This is a genomic window from Psychrobacter sp. CX90 (genome assembly GCF_057396305.2).
The window spans coordinates 2,194,905-2,220,748 of sequence record NZ_CM182008.1; the positions used below are offsets into that span (position 1 = coordinate 2,194,905).

The 25,844-nt window shown below is 41.6% G+C and carries 15 protein-coding genes; 7 read left to right on the forward strand and 8 right to left on the reverse strand.

What is annotated here, in order from left to right:
• The first annotated feature begins 133 nt into the window (after positions 1–133).
• Positions 134–817 (forward strand): hypothetical protein, encoded by a 684-nt coding sequence (locus AC2SLN_RS08665; protein ID WP_486548221.1) that lies wholly within the window; start codon positions 134–136, stop codon positions 815–817.
• Between the two features lie 53 nt (positions 818–870).
• On the opposite strand, the gene ubiA is transcribed toward AC2SLN_RS08665, so the two are convergent.
• The 3 genes from ubiA to AC2SLN_RS08680 form a co-directional block, all read right to left on the reverse strand.
• Positions 871–1,863, reverse strand: coding sequence for a 4-hydroxybenzoate octaprenyltransferase (gene ubiA, locus AC2SLN_RS08670; protein ID WP_486548220.1), 993 nt, complete (start codon positions 1,861–1,863; stop codon positions 871–873).
• Positions 1,864–1,958: 95 nt separating this feature from the next.
• A complete protein-coding gene (locus tag AC2SLN_RS08675) occupies positions 1,959–2,669 on the reverse strand; it encodes an HAD family hydrolase (RefSeq protein WP_486548219.1) in 711 nt (236 codons plus the stop codon).
• Positions 2,670–2,672: 3 nt separating this feature from the next.
• A complete protein-coding gene (locus AC2SLN_RS08680; protein WP_486548218.1) occupies positions 2,673–3,797 on the reverse strand; it encodes an RluA family pseudouridine synthase in 1,125 nt (374 codons plus the stop codon).
• 1,310 nt (positions 3,798–5,107) lie between these two features.
• Here AC2SLN_RS08680 and AC2SLN_RS08685 point away from each other — a divergent pair.
• The gene (locus AC2SLN_RS08685; RefSeq protein WP_486548217.1) at positions 5,108–9,373 is read left to right on the forward strand and encodes an Rne/Rng family ribonuclease; all 4,266 of its coding nucleotides are present in this window, start codon (positions 5,108–5,110) and stop codon (positions 9,371–9,373) included.
• A gap of 565 nt (positions 9,374–9,938) precedes the next feature.
• Here AC2SLN_RS08685 and AC2SLN_RS08690 read toward each other — a convergent pair.
• The gene (locus AC2SLN_RS08690; RefSeq protein WP_486548216.1) at positions 9,939–10,871 is read right to left on the reverse strand and encodes a DUF808 domain-containing protein; all 933 of its coding nucleotides are present in this window, start codon (positions 10,869–10,871) and stop codon (positions 9,939–9,941) included.
• 681 nt (positions 10,872–11,552) lie between these two features.
• Here AC2SLN_RS08690 and AC2SLN_RS08695 point away from each other — a divergent pair.
• From AC2SLN_RS08695 to AC2SLN_RS08705, 3 genes are all read left to right on the forward strand, one after another.
• Positions 11,553–13,262, forward strand: a complete 1,710-nt coding sequence (locus tag AC2SLN_RS08695; protein ID WP_486548215.1) for a vWA domain-containing protein — start codon at positions 11,553–11,555, stop codon at positions 13,260–13,262.
• A 70-nt stretch (positions 13,263–13,332) separates the two neighbouring features.
• On the forward strand, positions 13,333–14,016 hold the full coding sequence (locus tag AC2SLN_RS08700) for a hypothetical protein (protein ID WP_495057328.1): 684 nt from the start codon (positions 13,333–13,335) through the stop codon (positions 14,014–14,016).
• 308 nt (positions 14,017–14,324) lie between these two features.
• Positions 14,325–14,522: a hypothetical protein gene (locus AC2SLN_RS08705; RefSeq protein WP_495057329.1), complete on the forward strand. Its 198-nt coding sequence runs from the start codon at positions 14,325–14,327 to the stop codon at positions 14,520–14,522.
• Between the two features lie 14 nt (positions 14,523–14,536).
• On the opposite strand, the gene ligA is transcribed toward AC2SLN_RS08705, so the two are convergent.
• The 3 genes from ligA to AC2SLN_RS08720 all read right to left on the reverse strand — a co-directional run bounded on the left by ligA (position 14,537) and on the right by AC2SLN_RS08720 (position 23,119).
• The gene (gene ligA, locus AC2SLN_RS08710) at positions 14,537–16,579 is read right to left on the reverse strand and encodes an NAD-dependent DNA ligase LigA (protein WP_486548212.1); all 2,043 of its coding nucleotides are present in this window, start codon (positions 16,577–16,579) and stop codon (positions 14,537–14,539) included.
• Between the two features lie 1,257 nt (positions 16,580–17,836).
• Complete coding sequence (locus AC2SLN_RS08715) at positions 17,837–18,922, reverse strand: cell division protein ZipA (RefSeq protein WP_486548211.1); 1,086 nt, start codon at positions 18,920–18,922, stop codon at positions 17,837–17,839.
• A 369-nt stretch (positions 18,923–19,291) separates the two neighbouring features.
• The gene (locus AC2SLN_RS08720) at positions 19,292–23,119 is read right to left on the reverse strand and encodes an AAA family ATPase (RefSeq protein WP_486548210.1); all 3,828 of its coding nucleotides are present in this window, start codon (positions 23,117–23,119) and stop codon (positions 19,292–19,294) included.
• A gap of 344 nt (positions 23,120–23,463) precedes the next feature.
• Between AC2SLN_RS08720 and AC2SLN_RS08725 the strand changes: the two genes are divergently transcribed.
• A complete protein-coding gene (locus AC2SLN_RS08725; RefSeq protein WP_486548209.1) occupies positions 23,464–23,763 on the forward strand; it encodes a DUF4298 domain-containing protein in 300 nt (99 codons plus the stop codon).
• Positions 23,764–23,877: 114 nt separating this feature from the next.
• Here the strand turns inward: AC2SLN_RS08725 and AC2SLN_RS08730 are convergent, their stop codons facing one another.
• Complete coding sequence (locus AC2SLN_RS08730; RefSeq protein ID WP_486548208.1) at positions 23,878–24,693, reverse strand: sulfite exporter TauE/SafE family protein; 816 nt, start codon at positions 24,691–24,693, stop codon at positions 23,878–23,880.
• Between the two features lie 135 nt (positions 24,694–24,828).
• Here AC2SLN_RS08730 and AC2SLN_RS08735 point away from each other — a divergent pair, with 135 nt between their 5' ends.
• Entirely contained in the window at positions 24,829–25,731 is a 903-nt protein-coding gene (locus tag AC2SLN_RS08735) for a biotin--[acetyl-CoA-carboxylase] ligase (protein WP_486548207.1), read from the forward strand.
• Positions 25,732–25,844: the final 113 nt, after the last annotated feature.

The window sequence follows — 25,844 nt, forward strand, 5'->3', positions numbered from 1 at the left end:
TTATGCTTCATGTTACAGGATTGCATGCTTCAATGACTTCTTTTTTACTGAGGCTGGCTTTTTAATTTAATATTTCATTATATTAACCCTATGCCCTCCCTACCCTCCCAGCATATAACCAATGAGTATACTTATGATATCGACTAAATCATCTTTTAAACATTTCAGATTTATACCCACTATCACTTTAATCAGCAGTATTTTACTTGGTATCTCTGCCTGCCAAAAAACGGATACGCCTGATACTGAAGGTCAAGTGTCGGACGTTGAAGCATCTGAAACAACCTCCTTAGAAGACACGAAGGCAGATGTTGTCGATAAGATTGAAGATGATGCCACAGATAATAGTAGTAACGAGGCTCTCAACGTTCATTCCGTCGATAAAGATGACCCAATAGATGTCAATGAAATCTCTGGTCAAAAAGAGAGAATAGAGGCTTTCTCTGGTAAGGGTTTAGAAGACGATGCTTCCCATAGCGCCAACATTCATAATCAAAGTACTAACAAAAAACCTTCTTTGTCAGATAAACAAGTGACTGATGTGGAGTATCGAGATAAAAGTGGACAAGTAATTTATGTTACTTTTCAGACCTCAGCAGTAGATGTTTTAGAAGCCGATTTAAAATTACCTTCTGGCAAGCGAGTGACCCTGACTGCGCCGTCTGCTCAAGGCAATAACCCAACCTATCGCTCTCAGGATGGCACTATTGAACTAGTTACCCATAGCGGAGGTGGTTCAATTGACTTGATATATAAAGGTAAATCAGCTAAATACGAGGCAGTGAGTGCGGAAGCCGAGGTTATTACACCCATGTAATTTGTTTAACTGATGCAAAAGCAGCCTATAATGCAGCATTACCTATAATACCCTTACCCCTGTACCGCTAACCAAATACAGCTAAAGGCTATTAAAACAAAGACATAGCGACCCACCCAAACATTGGCTAAAAATGCTTGGAAACAAGCGTCTGGATGTTGCGTCCTGCACGCTTTGTTTTGTTGAGCAAACATCAAGGCCACGAAGCCAAGCCCAAATATAGGGATCAAACCTAATACTGTGTCTACAAAATAATGATATAGCACTAAACCCATTAGCCCTAAAAAGGCAGTTTGTAAAAGGGCAATAATCAGTACGTCATGACGCCCAAATAAAATAGCTGTCGATTTAACACCTATTTTTAAATCGTCATCACGGTCGGCCATCGCGTACTGAGTATCGTATGCGACTGTCCAGCACATATAGGCAAGAAACAATAACCAACACCAAACATCTGGAGTACCCTGCACTGCCACATAGGCCATGGGAATAGCCCAGCCAAATGCTGCTGCCAAAAACACTTGTGGTAAATAAGTAAAGCGCTTCATGAAGGGGTATATAAACGCCAAAGCTACGGCAGCAAACGACCAATAAAAGACGTTAATAGGCAAAAAGATTAGCAAACCACAGCTAATAACTGACAGCACGAGAAAGGCTCCTACCGCTTCACGTCCTGACAACCTACCATCAGCTAAAGGTCGCCCCTTCGTGCGAGCAACCGCCCCATCAACCTTTCGATCTGCAAAGTCGTTAATGGCACACCCTGCTGATCGCATCAAAATGGCACCCAATGCAAATATGATCAACACCTTCGCTGAGGGCAGGCTGGGAAACAATATTGCTGGCGAGCTATAATTCATATTCAGCGTACTTGAATCAGTAACAACATCAGAGCCGGCACCTAATGCAGCTAAAAATACCGCCCATAAAGTTGGCCATAGCAAAAGCTCAATACCGACCGGCTTATCTAGACGAGTAAGGTGTATATAAGCTCGTAACTTTTTCTGAAAAGTACTGAGAGTATTAAAAGTATCGTTTTTAATCATGGCAGCTGTGCACTAACTGGTTAATGAGAGATAAAGTATATACAATATAAGCTGAGCTTAACGTAGGCCGTTTGATTGATTAGTGCATCGCTGTTTTAACCACTGGTTAGCAGAGTTATCAACTCTTTGGGTGTATCAACTTGAAAAGTTGGCGATTCAGCGGACAGTGCTTCACGACTAGCAGCCCCATAATTAACTGCGATAGAGGTCATATTTATTGCATTAGCCATCTTAATATCGTGAACACTATCACCAATAAATACCGCCTCTTCGGAGCAGTGCCCTGTTTCTTCCAAAATTTCAATCAACATTTGCGGGTTTGGCTTTGAGCCAGACTCATCAGCACAGCGGCTACTGACGAAGTAGTGTCGACTGTTTGAGAGGGTCATCATCCTATCAAGTCCAGCTCTCTTTTTACCCGTGGCCACTGCAAGCTGCTTACCTTGTAACTTTAATTGCTGCAACATCGCTTCGATACCATCAAAAAACCTTGTGTGCGGTTGTGATGCCTGCGTGCTACTACTGATGTAATAATCTGCATAACTTTTCTGAATGGCTAAATGTTGCTCCGAGTTGGCTTGCGGATAAACAATCTCAATCCCGCGAATCAGGCTCAGGCCAATAATAGATTTAATAGCATCGTCGGTGGCGCTGAATCCATGCTTTTCGCCTGCAACATGCATGGATTCCACAATCAAGCCTATAGAATCCATCAAGGTGCCATCCCAATCAAAAATAATCAAGCTTTTGTCTGTTAACATTGATTCGGCTTGGGGTTCTGCTTGCACAGAGTTTTTATACAACATAACTTATGGCTCAACTGCGTTAGGTAGCTCAACTATAGCGGGAATAATAGATTGCATATCTTCAGGTAACGGCGCACAAATGTGTGGGTACTTAGGAATAGTCAACTGCCATGCATGTAGACACAACCGTCTGACATTTGTGGTGTCTTTGATATGGTATTTATCGTCGCCCAATATGGGATGCCCTATATAAGCTAAATGCACCCTGATTTGATGGGTACGCCCTGTCAGTGGCATAGCTTTTATAAGGCTAACAGGCTCGCCACCTATCTCATAACGGGCCAATACTTTGCATTTGGTTTGGCTGGGTTTAGCGTCTTTGGCAGAGCCAGACTTAGTGTGCGTCTCCACTTTAACCCGTCTTTCACCACTGGCCAAAGTATAACGTAGTAAAGGCGCATCAATATCAAAGTCGTCAAGTGCGGGTTGGCCTTTAACAATACATAAGTAACTTTTTTGAATGGTTTTCTCTCGCAAATGCTCTTGTAGCACTTTAAGGCTTGAGCGCTTCTTAGCTATCATTAAAAGCCCTGATGTATCCCTATCAATACGGTGTACAAGCTCTAGGTATTTTTTCCCAGTCGCTTCACGCATGGCCTCAATCACACCAAAATCAAGTCCACTACCCCCGTGCACTGCCATACCAGATGGCTTATTTAATATAATGAGTCCATCATCCTCATACACCACCCGCTCAAGCAGGTTTTTTGCAAATTCAGCGCCAATGATAGGCTTTTCACGAGTGGCTAATTTGACCGGTGCAATACGTACAATATCGCCGCGGTGTAACTTATCATACGGCTTACAGCGTTTATTATTAATTCGCACTTCATCTGCACGAATCATTTTATAGATGTGCGGGCGAGGCAACCCTTTTAAACGCGCCAGTAAAAAATTATCCACACGTTGGTCATGTTGATGACGTGAGACTTCAAGATGATTGACTTGACTAAAGTCCGCAATGTCATCATCCGCACTTTGCGGACGTGCTTTAGTCGAGTTTCGTCTTATGGATTCAGAACCCGATTCTGAATCTGGCTCATGACTGCGCTGGGAGGCGTAATCTTGACCAAATTCAGATTCTGGCAATTTCAGTTCACTGGGTATGTTTGGTTTGTCTGTGTTCATTTTGTCTGCTTACTTATTAGAATTATTAAAATCACTGTTAGGAATTAACAGATTTTGTTAGGCGTTTCGCAAAAGATTTGCTATAGTCTAACACGTTGACTTTAGGTCACGTGCATTGTTCTGAGTAAACCTTTACTTTTTTGGGTCACTCATTTAGTATGCCCGTTTCCAATATCGAAGCTCGATTAATGCCTCTCGAGGTAGAAGTCAGCCCACGATGTTATCTTTATAAACAATAATGATGGGTTTGTGATTACTAAGTAACTTACAACTGCTTTTTTACTTCGCCACAATAGGCGCCATGAACCCCTTAAAACTTAACATGAACACAATACAATGAGCATAAGGACTGTGAGAATCACTTGTTAAAAGCCAGTGTTATCCTCCTTTACCCTTTAAAGCTTATTTAAAAGCTTAAATGTAATCTATAGTGCTGGTTGCTACTTTTGTTAATACAACCTTACACCTTGTTTTAACACTCATTAGCCACCTAATATAAGCGACTTAAATAAAGGCCGCTATATGTTATCAGATTCTTTAAGCGTAGTTTGGAAAAAACAAAAAAACTGACTGGCTCGATGTTAGCGGTCAAATAACAGTAAGTCTGCGCATCTTAATCTCACATCGTGCGCTCACTAATAGTCATAAAGCCGTTATTTGCCAAGTACGCCCCGCTAAACGAGTCTTAAAAGTTGATAATACACGAGAAATACTGACACCATAAATAGTTAAATCATCAAGACGGTGCCATTTTTAATACCTGAAACAACCATTGATATGCCTCCTCTAAACCTTTTAATTTTAGAGAAGCAAATTTATATATGGCAGGTAGTGACTTAACAACTCACTGCTCTCAAATATTAATGATGACACCTCTTAAATGTTATAACTTGCAGTTTAATTAATTGTTATCATAACCGTCATTTATATAATTACGGCTGGCGATAACCAGAAATAATAAGCTCCAAACGTTGTGTATGTATTATATAAGCAATATTCTTGCCTTAACTACTAATACATCAAGCTATTAAATCGCTGGACTGCAAGGCACAAAAAGTATTAGCCAAACCAGCTAGGTTCTAGCAATACATTAACTGCTATAGGCTCTACTTTACTAACAGCATTTTATGCTTAACTATTAAATTAAAGTAACTACTCTCGCCATTGTTTTTAGTGCTGGTATTTTAAGCAAACACTCTCTTTCTTTTTTTTGAAGGTGGGTTACTGCTAATGAATAACAGACACGCCAATCTACCAAGCTTATACCTTGCCTCAAGTGTTGTGTGTTCATGATTTATTAGGACACACCAATGAAACGCATCTTAATTAACGCCACTCACAACGAAGAAGTACGTGTTGCTTTATGTAATGGCAATCACTTATATGATTTTGATCTAGAAAACCGTACCCGTGAACAGAAAAAAGCCAATATCTACAAAGGTCATGTTACCCGTGTCGAGCCATCCCTTGAAGCTGTATTTGTTGAATACGGTTCAAAGCGTCAGGGCTTTTTACCCATTCGTGAAATTGCAGCAGAATATCTGTCTGGCAAGAAAATTCGTGATGAAAACATCCGTAAATTAATCAAGGAAGGCGATGAGCTTATTGTTCAAGTCGAAAAAGAGGAGCGGGGTAATAAAGGCGCTGCCCTATCCACTTATGTGTCTTTGGCTGGGCGCTATTTAGTATTAATGCCGAACAATCCTAAAGGCGGTGGTATCTCTCGCCAGATCTCTGGCAAGCTTCGTGAAGATATGAAGCGCATGCTCGGTAATCTAGACTTACCTAAGGGTATGAGTGTTATTATTCGTACTGCTGGCATAGGCAAAACTCAAGACGATCTTCAACATGATTTAGATCACTTGTTAAATATTTGGAATGCTATTCAAGATCAAAATAAAAAATACCCCTCACCTCGCCTAGTTCACCAAGAAGCAGGTGTTGTCACACGTGCAGTTCGTGATTACCTGCGTGATGATATCTCTGAAATTTGGATTGACAACGAAGAAGCTTTCATTGAAGCCGAAACCTTTGTCAAAGCAGTGATGCCAAAGCAAGTTGATAAGCTGCGTAAATATACTGACTTTGAGCCTATGTTCACAAGCTTCAACGTTGAGCGCCAAATCGAAACCGCTTATCAACGTGAAGTACGTCTGCCATCAGGTGGCTCAATTGTTATTGACCAAACAGAAGCGTTAGTATCGATTGATATTAACTCAGCCAAGTCGACTAAAGGCGCTGATGTATCAGAGACGGCATATCATACAAATTTAGAAGCTGCTGACGAGATTGCACGTCAATTACGCCTGCGTGATATGGGCGGGCTTGTGGTTATCGACTTTATTGATATGAACGATAACAAACATCAAAAAGATGTTGAAAAACGCTTGGTTGAAGCAACCAAGTATGACCGTGCTCGCGTACAATTTGGCGAGATTTCACGCTTTGGCTTAATGGAAATGAGCCGTCAGCGCCTGCGTCCTTCTCTTGAAGAATCAACAGGTTACATTTGCCCACGCTGTCATGGTAACGGTATGATTCGTGATTTGCGCTCGCTGTCTCTTTCGATCATGCGTCAAATTGAGCAGACTGCCCTAAAAGAGCGCCACGGCGAAGTACAAGCAGAAGTACCAACAGATATTGCTGCGTTCTTATTAAATGAAAAGCGTGAAAGTCTGGTTTACTTAGAACAAGACAGTGGAACACGTATTACAATTTTACCGCACGCTCATCTTGAGTCGCCTAACTTTAATTTACATTTCAATCATCAAGGTTTTGCACCATCGAGTTATGAGCGCGTGACGGATACTCAAGAGCAAGAAGCCAGCGACCGTGGCTACGAGGTTAATTGGCAAACTGCTGAATCAGAACGCCCTGCGCAGCAGCCGACCCGTCAACCCCGCCCTTCTAGTACCCAAGCCATAGACTCTACAGCGCCTGTAGATAAACCTACTATCATTCAACCTAATCAATCTGCTAATAACCCACCGGCACAGGCGGAGCTTGATAAAGCGAAACCCTCTGCTGTTGCTTGGTTATCAAATTTATTTGCCCCTACTCCAGAAGCTAAAAAAGTAACATCGGTAACGAGTGCAGACGCCGCTCAAGCGATTGAAGCGATCGTTAACACTGGTGCTCAAAGCCGTGGAGCATTTGGTAATATAAGTACTCCGATTGTACCCCCTACTGAATCGGAATCCACAAAAACGGCTGTTAAAGATTCCTCAAACGATGATGGTGCTAGTGTAAACGGCAGTGATAGCTTAGCCGATGATAATGAGAGTGTGAGTGATAAGGAACGTCGCCGTACACGTAACAATAGAAGTCGCAACCGTTACGATAAAAAAGGCGAGCGAAATAAAACAGATAATCGTCGTCACAAACAAGACGATAACAATAATGCAACTGCCGATGACACAAATCAGCAACCTACTCGTCGTCAGGAGAGCTCAAATGACCCTCAAAAAGAGCTACCCAAACGTGAGCCAAATAGCCGACGTGACTCTCGTGGACCAATAGAGCGTGGTGAAGCAAAGCTACCTGAGGAATCTCGCAGCACTGATAAATCAAGTGATGATTCTAATAAGGACTTACAGAGTAAGCGTTCTAGTTCTAGACAGCCACAATCAAAGTCGGAAAGCCATAAAAAGTCGGGTTCAGATAAATCGAGTAGTCGCTCCCTCAATGAACGTGATTTGAACCCCAATGAGGTAAGCTTGAATGTAACAGAAGCCAAGTCTACTCATAAGCCAACTGAGGTGGTTCATATATCACTTGATAACTCAAAACCAACCCAACAAGGCGATAATGCGGAAATACAATCAGCCAACACAGCTGCACCCGTTGAGGCGAAAAAAGACGCTGTGACGCAAAAAAGGGAGGAAGATATCATAACTGACTCTACTCCAGTTACTGATTCTGCACTTGAAGGGACTGATGTTAAAGCGCTATCGTCTGAATCAACCGCAAAGGCTGTGGAAACTAAACGTGATAATACTGAGTACTCAAAACCCCAGAATGTAGCGACAGGGTTAGAGACAAAAGGCGGTAAAACGTCAGAAAAAGTTGAAACTGATAATTCGCCATTACCTGAAGCCAAAGTTGAGGTTAATGACGTTATTGATGATGCTCTAAACACCTTACCCTTGACCTTTGATACCAAGGCCCTATTTGCTGATCGCTACGTAACAGCGCAAAAGTTTGGTAAAGCCAGTAATGACCCTCGTATCGTTAAACAGTTGATGAATAAAGATCACATAGATAAAGGGTTAAAGGATGAAAGCAGCCTAAAAGACACTGCTAAAAAGACTGAACCTGAATCGGTTGACGCGCCTATAAATGAAAGAGCCGTTCTTAAGGGAACAGTAGGCGAGTTTATCCATACCCATCTTGCACAAGCAAACGCTCGCTTGCAAAAAGATGGCGTTATAAACTGCTTCTTAGCAGCATTAAATGCTCATAGTGAAACGTCTGGCAGTAATAAAAAGCCTAGTAGGGTTAAAAAGAAGACGACAACCACAGAAAATGCTGAGTCTAGACAAGCGTTTAGCTTTGTAAATTACGGCTATAAGCCACTATCGACAAACGACCTTAAGCACTTTGCCACAATGACGTCAGCGGTAGCCTCTCATAATACTGAGCAAGGTAAAACCCAGGTTGAGCCTACACCAGTGAGGGCACGTGCCTCTAACGATCCACGCGGTCAGCATCCTGACTATATTCCTCCTGTTGAAAGTGAACAAGAGGCTGCTCATACAGCGGTAGAGACCACATCAGCAAGCTTGGATACTATTAACAATGCTACTGAGGAAACTAACCCATTAACTAATACAGCGACTGATAGTTCGGCCATGGAGACGCAAATGCCGACTCAGTCTGACAAATCACCAGCGGCAGCCATGGCTGAACTGCTAAAGCTCAATGTTGGTCACTTTGTTTATCGAGTATTGGGGCAAGATGGCCTTGATATGATCAGCGCTGGTAATACAGAAGCGGCATTCTTAAAGGCTCTACGCCAACCGTTTGATGTATTAATATCTGTAGCTTCAGCTGTTGATTCTATTATCCACCCTGATCAACAAGGTAATAATGCTGATAGTCAATCTGAGCATCCAACAAGTGACCAAGTTGATTCAAATGCTGCCACAGATAATGGCATAGATGCAAGTATTACTGGCAAGATGACTCATAGAAGGGCTGACATCACCACTGACCAACAACCTGCCAGCGCGTTAACTAATGCTGATCAAGTTGAAGAAGTCAGCGAGCATAGTGCTGAGATTATTGAACATAATTCGCAGGATGGCAATACTACAGTCAGTAGCTCAAGCTCTCATGCCGTTGATTCTAGCACTCAACAGGATTCTGCTACTCAAAAAGAATCAATGCCCTCTCCTACAAATGGGGGATCAAATAAAACGAGTATCGAATCGTATAAGAGTATGATTGAAAATATCTCCGAACAGCTATTGCCGCAAACAGGCCTGCTTAACTTAACCACGCCTAAAGTACCTAAGTCTCGTACGCGTAAAGATAAAGAGGATTCTGAATCAACAAATCAATCTGACGACGGTTAAACATGACTGTTAAGATAGGTTTTTTGCTTAATAGCATAGGTGGTTTAATAGGAATATGGTAGTATCAGAAGAATAGGGACTATTAGTTTAACTGGATGTTAGTATGAGGCACTTTTTAATAGCAATAAGCCATAATACTAATATCCCTAACTGTTATTGTGATATTTTAGTCCTAAAAATTGAATACCATGTTAGATGCGACAAGTTAGATGCGACAAGTTTAATCTCCGCACTCATTAGCGCTGCCCTATTAATTTGATATCATCACTATAAAAAATAAGCCGCTGAATAACAGCGGCTTATTTTTTATCTTCTTTGTTTTTAATAGTCATTTATATATAGTCAGCGGAATACTAAACGGTTACAGTGTTAACCTCGTTAAGCCTACTGCAGTAGTACTTGCACTCGGTTGCCTTGTAATCCCTTTAGATTTCTTCGACTATAGTAAGGCACTTGAAAATAGTTACAAGACCAGTAAGCGCAACTGCGACAATCAGTGAACTAAACAAGTTACACCGTAACTGTTTAAAGGAGCTGGACTATATAAACTAATGGTCCTCAATTTCTATGAATGTGCCGCACCCCGTCCCCGTACCTTAGTAATACCAGTAACGATAGCCAGCGTTACCACCCCAATAACAAAACCAATAATACCTTCTAACAACATGGTAGATAGGCTAGAGAACATACCTGACAAATGCGAAATATCTGCAACTGTATGATGTAAATAACCAATGCCGTGTGAGATAATACTACCCCCAACCAAAAACATCGCAATGGTTCCTGCGATAGATAAAAATTTCATGATTTTTGGTGCTGCATTTATCATAAATCTACCCAGCGTTTTAGTGCTAGAGCTGGCATTCTCTTTTTGTAACAAATGTAGCCCCACATCATCAATCTTTACCAGCGCTGCTACCAACCCATACACCCCAATCGTAACGCCAAGGGCAATAATAGACAGTACCATACTTTTTTCAAGTAGACTGGCCCCAGACTGAGTGGCCGCTCCTAGCGCAATAACAATAATTTCGGCTGATAAAATAAAGTCTGTACGAATCGCACCTTTGACTTTGTCTTTTTCATATTCTACCAAATTAACACTTTCGTCGGCATTAGCCGCTCGGCGTGCTTCATGCTCTTCATCATGTGGTAACAGCTTTGGCCAAAATTTATGAATTACTTTTTCGGCCCCTTCATAGGTCAAAAAAAGCCCACCCAACATGAGCAGTGGGGTGACTAACCAAGGAATAAAATAACTGATTAATAGTGCGGCTGGCACTAAAATGACTTTATTAATAAATGAGCCTTTGGCAACCGCCCAAACCACTGGCAGCTCACGACTTGGTTTAACACCAGTAACTTGCTCAGCATTAAGCGCTAAATCATCACCAAGCACCCCCGCTGTTTTCTTCGCCGCAACCTTAGTCATGACAGACACATCATCCATTAAAAGACTAATATCATCGAGCAACATCAATAAGCTTGCGCCTGCCATGGGATCTCCTTAAGTACAATTAATAAATCGCAGAACACGATCGTAACCGTGGATTAACTGTGAAAAAATGAATGATTTGTTTTAATAACGTTAGTTTAGCTCGAAAATCGCTGAAAACCATATTAGGATTGTAAGTATTGACCTTTATTTATGGCTTTTTTAGTCATTTCGTCCTTATTTATTTAGTCCTTATATAGCTATAGACCTTATAGATATGACATATAGCTATAAACATATATAGCACTAAAGCTTATGGGTTTATTCAATTAAACAATCATTTAGTTTAAAGTTCATGTTAAAGTTAAGCGACATCTTTTTTCTTTCGGATGGCTTGCTCTCCAATACCCTTAACTTAACATGCATCGCTCAACATGTATGATTTAATATATAGTCAGCGAACTACTAAACGGTTACGGCGTTAACCTCGTTAAGCCTACTCCAGTAGTACTTGCACTCGGTTGCCTTGTAACCATTTTAGACTTCTTTGACTATAGTTCATCAGGGTCGTCATTTAAAACGCGCATCAAATAACCGAGCCTCAAATAACCGGGCATCAAATAATTGAAACATAACCTACTTAGTCAGAATCTTATGCAATTAGACCTTTGAAACTAAGAATATAGAACTAGTCATACCAGTCTAAACAATTACACTCAAGCAATTTATATACAGGGAATACGTATGAACCATCTCACTCGCCCAATATCGTCAAGTCAAACCTTGTCAAAACGTCCTCTATTTGCCGCAACATTAACCGTACTATCGCTTGCTGTATTAAGCGCCTGTAGCCAGCAAGATATGACGGCCAATAAAGAGACCACTCAAACCATCTCCAATGATAACTCATCACACTCAGTGGTGTCGCCCACTCCAGTAATAGTCGTGGAACAAATGGCAGCAAACGATGCAATGAGTAAGTCCTCCATTGCTCCAATGTCTCATAGTTACACCTCCTCGCAGCTTCCAATAGCAATACCAGAAGCAAACGAGAATTATGCCGAGATTGATCGTAACCCAGTGCATTCTACTCGTGAGCAAGCTTTTGCTACGTTAAGCATAGATACAGATACCGGTAGCTACGCCAATGTACGCAGATTTATTAACAACGGTAGCCTACCTCCCAAAGATGCCGTGCGCGTTGAAGAGATGATTAACTATTTTAATTATGATTTTAGTGACGCTACTAAAAAGTCTGATGCCCCGTTTTTGGTCAGTACCGAAGTGGTTAAAGCGCCATGGCACCCAAACAATCGCATCGTAAAAGTCGCCATTAAAGCCGAAGATCCCTATACCTCAATGCAAAGCCAACCCCCGGCAAATTTAGTGTTTTTGGTGGATGTTTCAGGTTCAATGAATGCCACTGATAAATTACAATTGGCTCAATCAAGCCTTAAAATGTTAACCAAACAACTGCGAGCACAAGACACCATCACTTTAGTGACCTATGCGGGTAATACCGAAGTAGTGTTACCGCCTACAGCAGGCAACGAGACCAAAAAAATATTAAATGCGATCGACAATTTAAATGCTGGCGGCTCTACCAATGGCGAGGCGGCAATAAAACTTGCCTATCAACAAGCCGAAGAAAACTTTAAAAAGCAAGGCATTAACCGTATCTTAATGCTTACGGATGGCGACTTTAATGTGGGTGTAGCAGATGTGGATGATATGCTGGATATCATCAAAAAGAACCGTGATAAGGGTATTTCATTATCCACCCTAGGCTTTGGTCAAGGTAACTATAATGACCATATGATGGAGCAAGTTGCTGACAATGGTAATGGTAATTACAGCTACATTGACAACTTGTCCGAAGCCAAAAAAGTATTAATTGATGAGATGTCCTCTACCTTTAACACGGTGGCAAAAGATGTCAAAGTTCAAGTCGAATTTAACCCAGCATCGGTATCAGAATGGCGTTTAATTGGCTATGAAAATCGCATATTGGCCAAAGAAGACTTTAATAATGATAAAGTGGATGCAGGCGAATTGGGAGCCGGAAAATCGGTTGTTGCCTTATTTGAAGTCACGCCAGTAGGTCAGAAAGGGCTATTAGATGACAGCCGATATAAGCAATCTAAACCGACCGCTTCTACCAATAAAAATGAACTTGGATATTTAAAAATCCGTTATAAAGCACCAAATGGTAATGCCTCTAAGCTGATTGAATTCCCCATTTCTAATCGAGTAACTACAGCCTCAGCAGATACCAATTTTGCCATGGCGGTGGCAGGATACGGGCAGCTATTGTCTGATAGCAAATACATAAATAACTATTCTTATGCTGATGTGAAGCGTCTTGCTCAAGCAGGCATGCATAGCAAGCAGGACAAAACGGATAGCCGCCGTGAGTTTGTTAAATTGGTAGAACTTGCTGATGCTTTGGACTAAGCTTTCGCACCATAATTGCACTAATGCTGTTTGACACTTTATGTTAAAGATATTTAAGCTGAGATCTATGATGAATAACGCTGAATTGATTGGCAACTGCAAGTCATTAGTCCCATCACTCACACTGGCAATGATGTTATTGGCTGGTGCGACATTGCCACTCATGCTCTCTGGGTGTGATACTTCCAAACAAGCCGATAGGACTAATGCAGAGGTTGAAGAGGATGCCCAGTTAACTGAGCATCTAGCAAGCGTAAAACTCACAAAGGAAGCTAATGGTACTGCTGAGTCAGATTTACAAACTTCAGATATAAAAAACTCAGATACCACAATGTCACTTAATGATTTATCCACTGAGGCACCCGGTTCTACTCGCAATAAAGCGATTGATATTGATTGGGCGCAAATTGACTCAGATGTCGAGGCTATCGATAGCGCTGACTTTGATTACCCCTTTGCACTTGATAGCAATCCTGTCAAATCGTATGCCGAGTATTTTAAAGTAACGCCGAGCGAGGCTCAGCATAGTCTAACTATTGGCATGGCCAGCAATGAGCCATTGGATGGGCTACTGACCCAGCTTGGCGACAGTTATGTATCACACGAGTTAACCGATGGTAAAAACATAGGGCTGATTGTTCACACCACGCCTAATGTGACCTCCAGCACTTTTAATTACGTGATTGCCAATAAGTTCGCCCGTGGTTTGATTTTACCAATTGAGATAAAACCGGATGCAAAAGTGAGTCAGTAGAGATTGGGAATGTTTAGCGAAGAAAAAGATAGCAATAATAAAGATGGCAAGTGCTGTCTTTATGCTATAGTCAGCGAACTACTAAACGGTTACGGCGTTAACCTCGTTAAGCCTACTCCAGTAGTACTTGCACTCGGTTGCCTTGTACCATTTTAGACTTCTTTAACTATAATAGTTGCTATCAATAGAATTGATATACTTCAAAAAAGCAGCCCAACCTTATTAACTTTGTAGCCTTATTAAGTAATAAGTAATTGATAGGATGAAGCATCTTAGATGTTAAGTGATATATTTGTTTAGTGTTATCGTTGCATCTTGAAAATGAGAGCGGTTTAGCCCCGATTGTAGCGAATATACTTGGTGCAGCATGGGGTTGCAGGCGCTTGGCAAGAGGTGTTATCGTTAAAGCAGGAACGTCACTTGCCAATAGCGCCTGCCCCCGTGCAAGCCAAGATAGTAGCGGGAAAGCGGGATTAGCTACTACTCCCTCCGGTATTATGTTATAAATCCCGAACTAATCTTAGTCGCTAATCAATGCCAAAAACTCAGCCTCTTCAACCACTCGAACCCCAAGCTTTTCTGCTTTGGTCAGCTTAGACCCTGCCTTCTCTCCAGCCAGTAAAGCAGATGTTTTAGAGGAAACGCTACCTGATACCTTAGCACCCAAGGCTTGTAGTTTGGCTTTGGCGTCATCACGGGACATACCGCTTTCTACCAAGGTACCGGTAATGACCCAAGTTTCGCCGTTTAAAGGCAAGTCTTCAGTGACCACTTGCTCAATTTTTTCCCAATGCACGCCTGCATCTATAAGTGCTTCGATGACCTCCACATTATGCTCAGCACGGAAGAAGTTATGAATTTGCTCTGCGGTAATATGCCCTATGTCTGGCACTGCTTCAAGGGCCTCTATACTGGCTTCCATCAGAGCGGGCAAATCTCCAAAATATTGTGCCAAGTTCTGAGCGGTTGTTTCTCCAACGCCGCGAATACCTATCGCGTATATAAAGCGAGATAAGGTGGTATCTTTACTGGCTTCGATGGCGCTAAGCATGTTGCTCACTGATTTTTCGCCCAGTTTTTCGAGGTCTCGTAGCCTATCTTGATGCTCGTGCAAATGATAAATATCTGCAACGTTCTTTACGATGTCCTGCTCAAAAAAGCTTATCAACCACCGCTCGCCCAGACCATCAATGTCCATCGCTTTACGAGAGACAAAATGAATCAAAGCTTCTTGTTGCTGTGCCGGACAAAACAACTCGCCAGTACAGCGTGCTAGTGCTTCGCCTTCTGGTAACACGACCGGTGAATCACATACAGGGCAAAACTTAGGTAGGGTCACGGGCTGTGTACCCTCGGGGCGCATATCATGCCAAACCCGAGTGACTTTAGGTATCACATCGCCAGCTCGGTGTACGCTAACGGTGTCGCCTGCTCGAATATCTAGGCGCTGTATTTCGCCAATATTGTGTAGGGTCACATTGCTGACGGTAACGCCGCCCACTTGTACGGGCTCAAGTTTACCGACTGGGGTAATTTGCCCTGTACGGCCCACTTGCCATTCAATACTGTTGACCTTGGTCATTACCGTTTCGGCTGGAAACTTATAGGCCGTTGCCCAGCGAGGTTCACGAGATAAATAGCCCAGTTGGTTTTGTAGCGCTAAGTTATTTACTTTAATGACCATGCCATCGATTTCAAACGGTAAATTTGGGCGTGTTTCTATCATAGAGTCATAGTAGGCTTGGATCTCTTCAATATCCTGCACTACTTTTACCGCACTCACTGTAAAGCCAATCTCTTTGAGCCATGCAAGCGCAGCAGACTGTTGTTCAATAGATTCTGGCAACCCTTGGTTGACTGAATAGGCATAAAATGCCAAGGGGCGGCTGTCTGCAACTTTTGGGTCAAGCTGACGCAAACTGCCTGCTGCTGCATTGCGAGGGTTCGCAAACGTTTTCTCGCCCATCTCAAGGGCGTGTCGGTTCAACTTCTCAAAGCCGGCTTTTGGCATGAGCACCTCTCCGCGTACTTCTAAGGTGTCTATGTCTTTTATTTCTTCAATGATTAATGGCAGGTTATTAATGGTTTTTACGTTTTGAGTAATGTCCTCTCCCATTTGTCCATCACCACGCGTGATTGCTCGCTCAAATTGCCCATTGCGGTATTTAATTGACACAGCTAAGCCATCAAGCTTTAACTCTACTTCGTACTCAGGGTTTTTGTCAGACTCACTTAGGCGGTCATTCACTCGGCGCATAAACTCGCCTAAGTCTTCCTTTTTAAACACATTACCGAGAGATAGCATAGGAATATCATGTTTAATCTGCGAAAACGAGGGTAAGGGTTTATCGCCAACACTCGCAGTAGGGCTATCGGGCTGGGTTAGGTCTGGATAGCGCTCCTCTAACTCTATTAGTGCTAGGCGCAGTTGATCGTACTCATTATCGCTAATAGTGGGTTCATCCATCACATAATAAGCGTTATTATGCAGACGCACTTCTTTGATTAAGGTACGCATTTTTGCAACTATTTTGGTTTGTTGCTCAGTCAGATTATCATTCATTTTATTATCAACTTACTTAACAGGTATCTACATAAGATTTAAAACATAGGGCTCAAACAAATAGGGCTCAAACAAATAGGGCTACTTTTATATCGTTACAATCTTTTGGTGGAAATCGTATAGCTAAAAGGTACGGCTGGCATGAGCCAAAAATAATAGACTTATGGGCCGTGTAAGCTGTCATACATGGCACTACTATGAAACCGTTAGAGCAATACTATAAAACTGCTATTAAAATAGGACAGCTACTACTTAATGAGCGGCAAAAGTGATGCCTTAAATGTATAACATACTACCAATTATGAGGATAAAGATAAGATGGATTTTCGTCAAATACGATTATTTTTTACCAAAATATTGAAATACTAATGAACAATCAGCCTAAGTTTTATGGCAATAAGGCCATTATAAGTCATGACATATAAATAACTGTAAATAATGCCTAAGTTGAAGGGGTTGAAGGGAAAGCTTTAAATGGCAGTGTCTATAAGTCTGTATTTAAGGCATTTATAGCTTAATGAGGACTTTGGTCGTATTGAATGTATTATTGTCAATGCGGGTGGGTGTGGGGCAACGCCGTCTGCCGTATTGGTACTGGTAAATTTGAAATTAACTACCGCACTGCACAAATTAACTTTAGTTTAGCCTTAGCTCGATGCGAAGCCGCTATGCAGAATTTCTAGCCCAAAACCAAAGATGGTTGATTGTTATGTGCACAACCTGTCGACCATGCGAGAAACACCTAAGCATTTAACGGTTTTATGCCACCAGCAAAGCGAGATGAGTTCATCGTACGCAAGGCGTGTGTGCAGAACGGATAGCAGAAAACTCGCCCATTAATATTATTATGCTGAATATTATCACACATCTTATCGGCTATATATGAGCTGAAACCAATAAGGGGATGCCAAAACTGGCATATGGATGAGATATTGAAACCGGCAGTAAAGTATTAATTGCAGACATTTACTCTGGTATGGATAAAGCGTGCTTACCGAGCATATCATGGAGCTAAGCTACCAAAGCGCTGAAGCATCTCTCCCTTAATCTGGTTAACCAAATCGCATAATCAGTCATTAAAGTGGCGGTTAAAGGGCATAGCCTGTATAAAAAAACCTTATCCTATAGCAAGCGTAGGGTATGGTTTTTCATTTCATATATGGCTTCAACTGGCAAGAAGCCCTTATTAAAAAAGTAGCATGCTACAGCGGAAAAGACCTATTAAAGCTAAACCAGCCATAAACCTAAACCACCCACCTAGAATCTTGCCGCATGATATTCTTGAACTTGATTACGTAGTTGCTGTCTACGCTCTCGAGTAAGGGGTTGATTGTTTTCATCCAATACTTGAGCATCCAATTGTTTTGCGATAAGACCCACTATACTCATCATGCTATCAAAGCCCTGCATCGCTTTTGGATGCGGTAATGATAAAAACAACACCAACCCTTTAAACGTGGCATTAGGTAATGAGTTTAAATCAAAAGGAGCAATACCGTCATCAGTCATACCCATCATACTAAACCACAGTATACCAGTACCATTTTTGTTCTCATAACGATGGAACATATTCATTGCACCATACTTCAAGCCATATTGCTCAACCAACGACAGTACCGTTGAACCCTGAATAGTGTCAGCGCTATTATGGGGGGTTAAGGTAATGTTAATGTTTTCTTCAGCGTGATTTAGTGGACTATTTTGATCCTGATCTACCGCTGCTAGTAGATGCTGATCTAGCATTGGGCTGTTTTGATTAAATTCAGGCTCTTCAACAGTTTCAATGACGGGCATTAAGTTTTCTGTTGCTGAGGCAAAACTCGAAAATAAATCATCATGCTCCTCATCACTGTGTGAACTATGACTTGGCTGACTGTCATCTCGTTGAGTATTACCAATTTGCTTAGAGGCTGACTGAAACAGTTGGTTGTCTTCAATTTGTTGCTGCTCCTGCCAGTTTTTGCCTAGTTCACATTCTTGCTCATTAGCATACTCATACTCCGAAGAATTACCAGTTGCGCCAGCTCTACGGTCATTGACTGGTGTGTCAAAATGATCCCTGTTAACGGCAGTATTGACGTGAGAAATTTGGTCTGTATTAATGACTGGCTTATCTTCTAGGTGGCCTTCTGGATGTCGTTGACTGGGCAACGTTTCAACTTCTGACTCATTATCCACATGGCGTTCATGACGTGGAACGATTGGTATACCATTTTTTTCAGCGATAGCAGCTTGTGGAAGGTCGGCATTTTTCCGATTGCGAAATCCACGAATGATCATAAATAGGCCAACCACCATAATCACAACAGCAATGATAATTAAAATATATTGTACGGTGGTCATGATGTTCGTGTCCTAAAAAAGAGTATTAAAAATAACATTAGTCTAGCACGCTTAAGGTAACTCGTCATTAAAGGATAAAGCAACTGTCACAAACTTAATATCATTAAAGCGGTGTCTGTTAGACAAAAGAAACATAAGGGGGGGGTTTAATCCCTTGCCAATAAATAAACAATACAAATATAAATGCAAATTACTCAAACTAAAACTACCTAAATACAGGTCATTTGCTAACTGGTTGTTTAAATAAGGGTGTCTTCACTAAAGATCGCTTACTTGAAGTAAAGACAGTCATCAATAATCTAATATACGTTAGTATTAATATTTTAGTATTAATACTAACGTATATTTGTAGATTTTAGCATAACATGCCTAGACAGTAGGCTCTAAATACTTCTCCGCTTCTTCTAAACTTACACTGACTAGGGTTGATATACCTGCTTGCGGCATTGTAATACCCTTTAGCTCATCCGCAATTTGCATCGCCAGCTTATTATGGCTAATAAAAATAAACTGCACATCATTGGCAAGCTCTTTTATAAGGTTAGTAAACCTTGCAACGTTTGCATCATCTAGTGGTGCATCAACTTCATCAAGAACACAAAAGGGTGCTGGATGCTGCTTAAAGATCGCAAAAATTAAGCTGAGGGCGGTTAATGTTTTTTCTCCCCCTGATAATACGGCCAGCCTACTGTTCTTTTTACCTTTTGGTTGAGCCATTAACTCAAGCCCGGCACGCCAATGTTCAGATTTAGTTAAGGTCTCATCTTTAACCAGCGTCAAACTTGCTTGACCTCCCCCAAACACTTTAGTAAACAGTCCAGTCAATGACTCATTCACTGACGCCAACGTATCTAAAAACAACGACTTAGTTGTCGCATCAATAGAAGCAATAGCATCCACTAATTTGTCCATACTGCCAGTAATGTCGTTAATTTGCTGTTCCAGTGGCAGTAGTCGCTCGTCTACTTTAGCAAGCTCAGATGCTGCTGCCAAATTGACAGGACCCATTGTGCTTAGCTTTTCCGCTAATTTTTGTTCATGAGATTGGAGCTCTTTCAGTTTAGACTCAGATACTTCACGCTCATGCACAACATAATCTGCCAAAATGGTAGATGGGCTAACATCAACATCCAGTGCTACCAACCGCTCACTAGCTTCTTCAATCCGCTCATTCGCCACAGCGACATGGGTGGTGTATTCCGCAAGCTTTGTTTGATGCTTATTAACGATGAGCGCCACTTCATTCTGATGGTGTTGCAAAGCTGTTATCTCAGCGCTTAGGTTTTTAATGAGTACACTATGCTCCTCTAAGGCAACTTTTTGTCGCTGGGTAGTGTCCGTATCAGCTTTGAGCATTTCTTCTAGTTTTGGTTGCTCATTTTGCGCGGTTTCAAGCTCCTCTACTAACTTTCGATGCCTATCATTGAGTTGCTCAAGCGACGCAGTCAACTGCTGTAATTGAGCCATGATATGAGAGGACGCCAACTCCGCCTTGTTATTTTCGAGTTGCAACTGAGCATAAGCCTCATTATCCAGCTGTTCTTGTTCGTTCAAGCTTTGACGCTGCTGCTCAAGTTCATCTTTCTGAAAGAGTACTGCCTCAAGCTGAGGGTTTAGCTCATCGATTAATTTATAACTGGTCTCATCTTTACCATCAAGCGCTTGACGCTCTTGCTCCAACACTTCATGTTCAGCATCGAGCTGACGACGTCGCTGTAGCAAATGTGAATGCTCACGTTGCCATTCTTCTCGCTTTGCCAAGAGTTCAAGTCGCTGCTGCTTTAACTCATGTTGACGATGTGTTAGTGCATGAAATTGTGCTGATAACTCATCATTAACTACCTTTAATCGTTCATGGTCTGCTTTGTTGGATTTAATAATTTTTGCAAGCATCTCTGTTTCATTCTCAACTAGACTTAGAGACTGCTCCAAAGCTGCCAGACGCTCTTGCTGCTGTATACGAGCGCTTAAAAACTGCTCATTTTGGTCATTACCATTTAATTTGCTCAAATGCAAAGCAAAGGTTTGGGTAATCAGCCAACCAGAGCAGGTTAAAAGAAGTGACCCTGTCGGTAACTGCTTTAACAGCTCGGCAAAATCTTGCTGGGCGGTTATACCCTCAGACATCTTGCTATCATTATACAAATAACAGTGATGCCAAATGGCGAGATTTGGGCGGGCAATGAGCCGTGATACTGGCTGAATTTTTGGATTAACAAGTTGCGGTGCACTATTGGCGTTCGCCCCCTTATTAGGTTCAACTAAAAACACGCTATTCGATCTATCTATGAGACGTTGTATAGAGTTTTCAGTTTTATTATCAGGCCAGTCTAAATTTTCAGGCAAACCTGATATATTAGTGAGTAGCTCTGTCCAATTAAAACCACCCTCATTATTAATGCCTATATCTTGTCCCTGTAGCACTCGACTATCTAACCAAAGACCTAACCATTTGTCCAGCACGTCTGCGTATTGCTTACCTACGTCAGTCAGCTCAATCGTCTCCTGTAGCCTTGGTAAGGTATCAAGCTGATCAAAGAGACTGCTCAAACTATCTTCCACACTATTCTCTGAGTTATCTCCGCTATCAGATACGTGCTTTGAGACATTGGACTTCACTATTATCTGGCGGTGCACAATGGCATGTAAAGTATGGTATTCACCCATCAAAGTCGCATGTTGCTTTTCAAGTTGGGCAAATTTAGTCTGATTTTCTGTTAATTGTTGTTCAAGCCTATCCAGCGCAGGCTGCTCGATATCTAGTCTATCTGCAATATCATCTTGCTGATTTGTCAGGCTTGATAGCTCGGTATCAAGCTTACTAATTTTGGTCTCTAGTGCCGCTAAACTGCTTGTTGCTGAGTCGTGAGCAATTTGCTTACCTTGATCAACTATTAACTGCCATCTTTTGGCTTCTAATTGCCAAGCTTGCTCTTTGGATTGCCATTTATCTAAGTCAAACTGCAAGCGTTTTATCGCCTGTTGAGCCAAGGCAAACTGCTGCTCAGCACTGCGTTTTTGACTTTCAAGGTCGGCAACTTTGGCTGTGATCTCCTCCCACTCTGCTTGCACAGGCTCAAACGTCGCTTTATAGTGTTGCTTTTGTTTTTGCAGCTGCTCAAGCTTTGGCGTTAATACGGCAATAATATCCGCTTGGTTTTTAGCTTGCTTCTTTAGTTTGATTACGTCTTGTTTACTTTGAGCTTGTCTATCACTATTAGCTTGCAAGCGACGCTCAAGTTGACTGATTTTTTCTTTTATCGTTGCAAGTTTATGCTCGCTTTGTTGCCTCTGTAGATCTTGTTCATGCAATCTGTCTCGAGCCTTATCTTTCAGCCACTGTTCTTGCACCATACGCTCATTTAACTTACCAAGCTTCACTTTGGATTTTTCCATTGTAGCGTACAATGTCTCAACTTCGGCGCTCAACTCATCTTGCAGTGCTTTGTACTGCATCTGGGTAGACTTCGCTTGATGCAATTGCAAAATAGCTAACTGCTGCTTAGCTTTGTTCAATTCATCAACGACTTGCTGATATTCATTGGCACTTTGCGCTTGCTTGGCAAGTTTATTTTTCTGCTGAGTTAGCTCAGCTTCAATATCGCTTAATCTATCTAAGTTTTCACGCGTTTTGGCAAGCTTTTTTTGAGTCTCTTCACGCCTTGCTTGATAACGTGATACACCTGCTGCTTCTTCAATAAATTCACGTAATTGCAGCGGGCTTGAATCTACAATACGTCCAATCATACCCTGCTGAATAACGGAATAACTGCGTGGCCCAAGCCCCGTACCCAAGAACACATCTACCACATCTCGACGACGGCATTTCGTACCATTAATAAAGTAATCAGACTTACCTTCAATATTGACTTGGCGACGCACGGATAACTCATGATATATATTTAGCTCATGGCGAATGCCTGTTTGCTCATCCTGAGTGTGTTCAAATGTCAGCTCAACACTGGCTAAGCTTTTTGCCGCTTTATCTTGCGTTCCTGCAAAAATAACATCACTCATCGCTCCGCCACGTAGCTGCTTAGCAGAAGACTCTCCCAACACCCAACGTATAGCATCTATGACATTAGATTTACCGCAGCCGTTGGGGCCCACAATGGCAGAAATACCATGTCGGAAACTAAAAGTGGTTGGATTGGCAAAAGATTTAAAGCCTGCCAGCTTCAGAGATTTCAAACGCATGATTGGATGCTTTACCGAAAAAAACGAGTGGCTATTCTACCTGAAATCGTGTCGTTTTTTTAGAGTTTATAACTTGTAACAATAATAATGAGGTTTTATATTGATATCACTCATCTCTGCGCCCATATTATTAACTATAGAAATACCTAAAAAAGCCCTAACATAACACACTCTTTAAAAAACCTTAAAAAGAACAGCTCTTAACAAATACCGTTATTCAGAAACGCCGCTCTTAACAAACAGCACTATTACTAGAATTACTAAACCTCAAAAACAGCATCCATAACCCATGATTAATAGCGAATTACCGCGAAAGTAGAAAGCAAAAGGAAGTAGAGAGCAAAATGATCAAACATAATCCTCAAGAATTACAGCAGAAGTACGAACAATGGTGCCACTTATATCGCCAGCAAGCCGAAGCACAAAAGCAATGGCTAGAAGCAGAAGCCCTATTTGATCAGTTAACAGTGTATTACCAAAGCCCGCAGTGGATGGAAGATCATAAACGTGACTTAAGTGTCGATTGCTCAGGTCAAGAATATTCTATACTAAGCGAAGATGCGCTGTGGAATATGTTAACCGACAGAGACGAATTGGCCAAACGTTGGATACGTCTAGGGCTAGATGCTATTGATAAAAACTGATAAATTGCTTAAGTTATTATGTTTGCTTACCTACCATGACATCAAAATCACTTAAATAACTAACTATTTAAACAGCTAAACCAAATAGATAAGTACTTAAAATAACTTAGTGACTTAAACAATACCCATACCGTGCAATCCCGACCACAATAGTTGACCACCCGCAAATATCAGTAATACGCCAAACGCTTTTTTCAAGCTCGTTGCAGGCAATTGATGTGCGAGTTTAGCACCAAGCTTTGCAGTAATAAAACTGGCAGCTGAAATACAAACAAAAGCAATAATATGGACAAAACCAATCGCACCTTCTGGTAGATTAACGACGTCTTGACCAAACCAAGCGAAGCCAATGGCACCAGCTAGCGCAATAGGCAACCCACAGGCGGCTGATGTACCAACTGCTTGACGCATAGGTAAACCTGCCCATGTCAAATATGGCACTGTCAAACTGCCACCACCAATACCAAATATCGCTGAAGCCAATCCAATGCCAGACCCTGCTCCAAACTGTGCAGGTGCAGGAGGTAATGGTTTACCAACTTGCTCTTTATTGGATAAAAACAACATCTTAAAAGCAATCATTAATGCTGCTGTGCCAATGAGAGCTTGCAACATTAAGCCATTTATTTGATCCGCTACTGCGGCACCTAGCAAACTACCAATGACTAACCCGCCTGCCATGTTTTTCCAAACCTCCCAACGCACGCCACCCCGCTTGTGATGTGCCGTTAGCGAGCTGATGGAAGTAACCATAATGGTAGCAAGTGACGTGCCCACGGCTAAATGAGCAACAATCTCAGGAGCAAACCCATAAGCGGTAAAGATCCAGACCAATGCTGGCACAACAATCATGCCGCCACCAACACCAAATAACCCAGCGCATAGACCAGCAAATACACCAGCCACAACAAACCAAACTATCATTGTCATATTGTTTTGCCCGTCTCAACCTGTCAGTACGCCAGTATAACAAACTTGCTCAGTAACTCGATATTAATATGCTAGTATTTATGATATATACCAAATTACTAAACCGTTTGTTGAGTCTTTTTACAAGGTCAGTCAATGTATAACTCGTTTTCACATCAAATTGCCCACCGTCATGTTCCCGTTAGCCCCTCTACTAATAGCCAGCTAATCGAGGAAATTAAAGCTGGAAACATTGATGTTACTCTGCCCTACATGCTCACTGCTAGTTGTCAAACTCAGGGGCGTGGTCAACACAACCGAACTTGGCAATCCCCTAAAGGGAACGTATATTTATCCGTCTATCATCCGTTAGAGAGTCCTTTATCAGGGCTATTATCTTTAGTCGTGGGATGCCATTTAACCCGCCTCCCTATTATTCAACAAATAAATCAGTGGCGTCTGCAAAATGGTTTTGAAACTATTGGCGTTAAATGGGCAAACGATGTGGGATTCTATAACCTTAATAGACGTTTAGATAAACCTGATCGGAATTTTGACAGTGAATGCACACAAAACACACTCATGTTTAACAAGCTTTCGGGAATTCTAATTGAGCCAGTTTTGACCCACAGTCGTCTTACTGGGGTTGTGGTTGGCGTGGGTTTAAACGTAGATAATGCCCCCAAGCTTAATAAGGTAACGCAAGAAGGAATGGACTATCAGACTATTAGCTTAAATCAAATATTAGAAGAATTGATGCAGGAGACTCTGAGACCTGAAGATTTATATCTGCCTATTAGCGCCACTATTCTACGCGCCATTAATCAATATAATCTATTCACTATCGACCCATATAGCATCCATCAATTTATGAACGATTATGCTGCAATGAATGTACTGACTGGCCATCATCTTATCATTCAACAGCATGATAAAACCACATATGGAAAGGCTTCTGGCATCAACCCAAATGGTAGCTTGAGGCTGACAGATACTAATGGCGACAATAAAATAATTGATATTTATACAGGGACTATTTCTGTACTGGCTAATACGTAGTCCTAATAATTAGCATATAAAATAATTAGCATATAAAAAGGGAAAAATATTTTATCTTAGGACAGCTTGAGCATTTGAATCATAGGCCGCTACTTACTTTAGTACTACTCAGT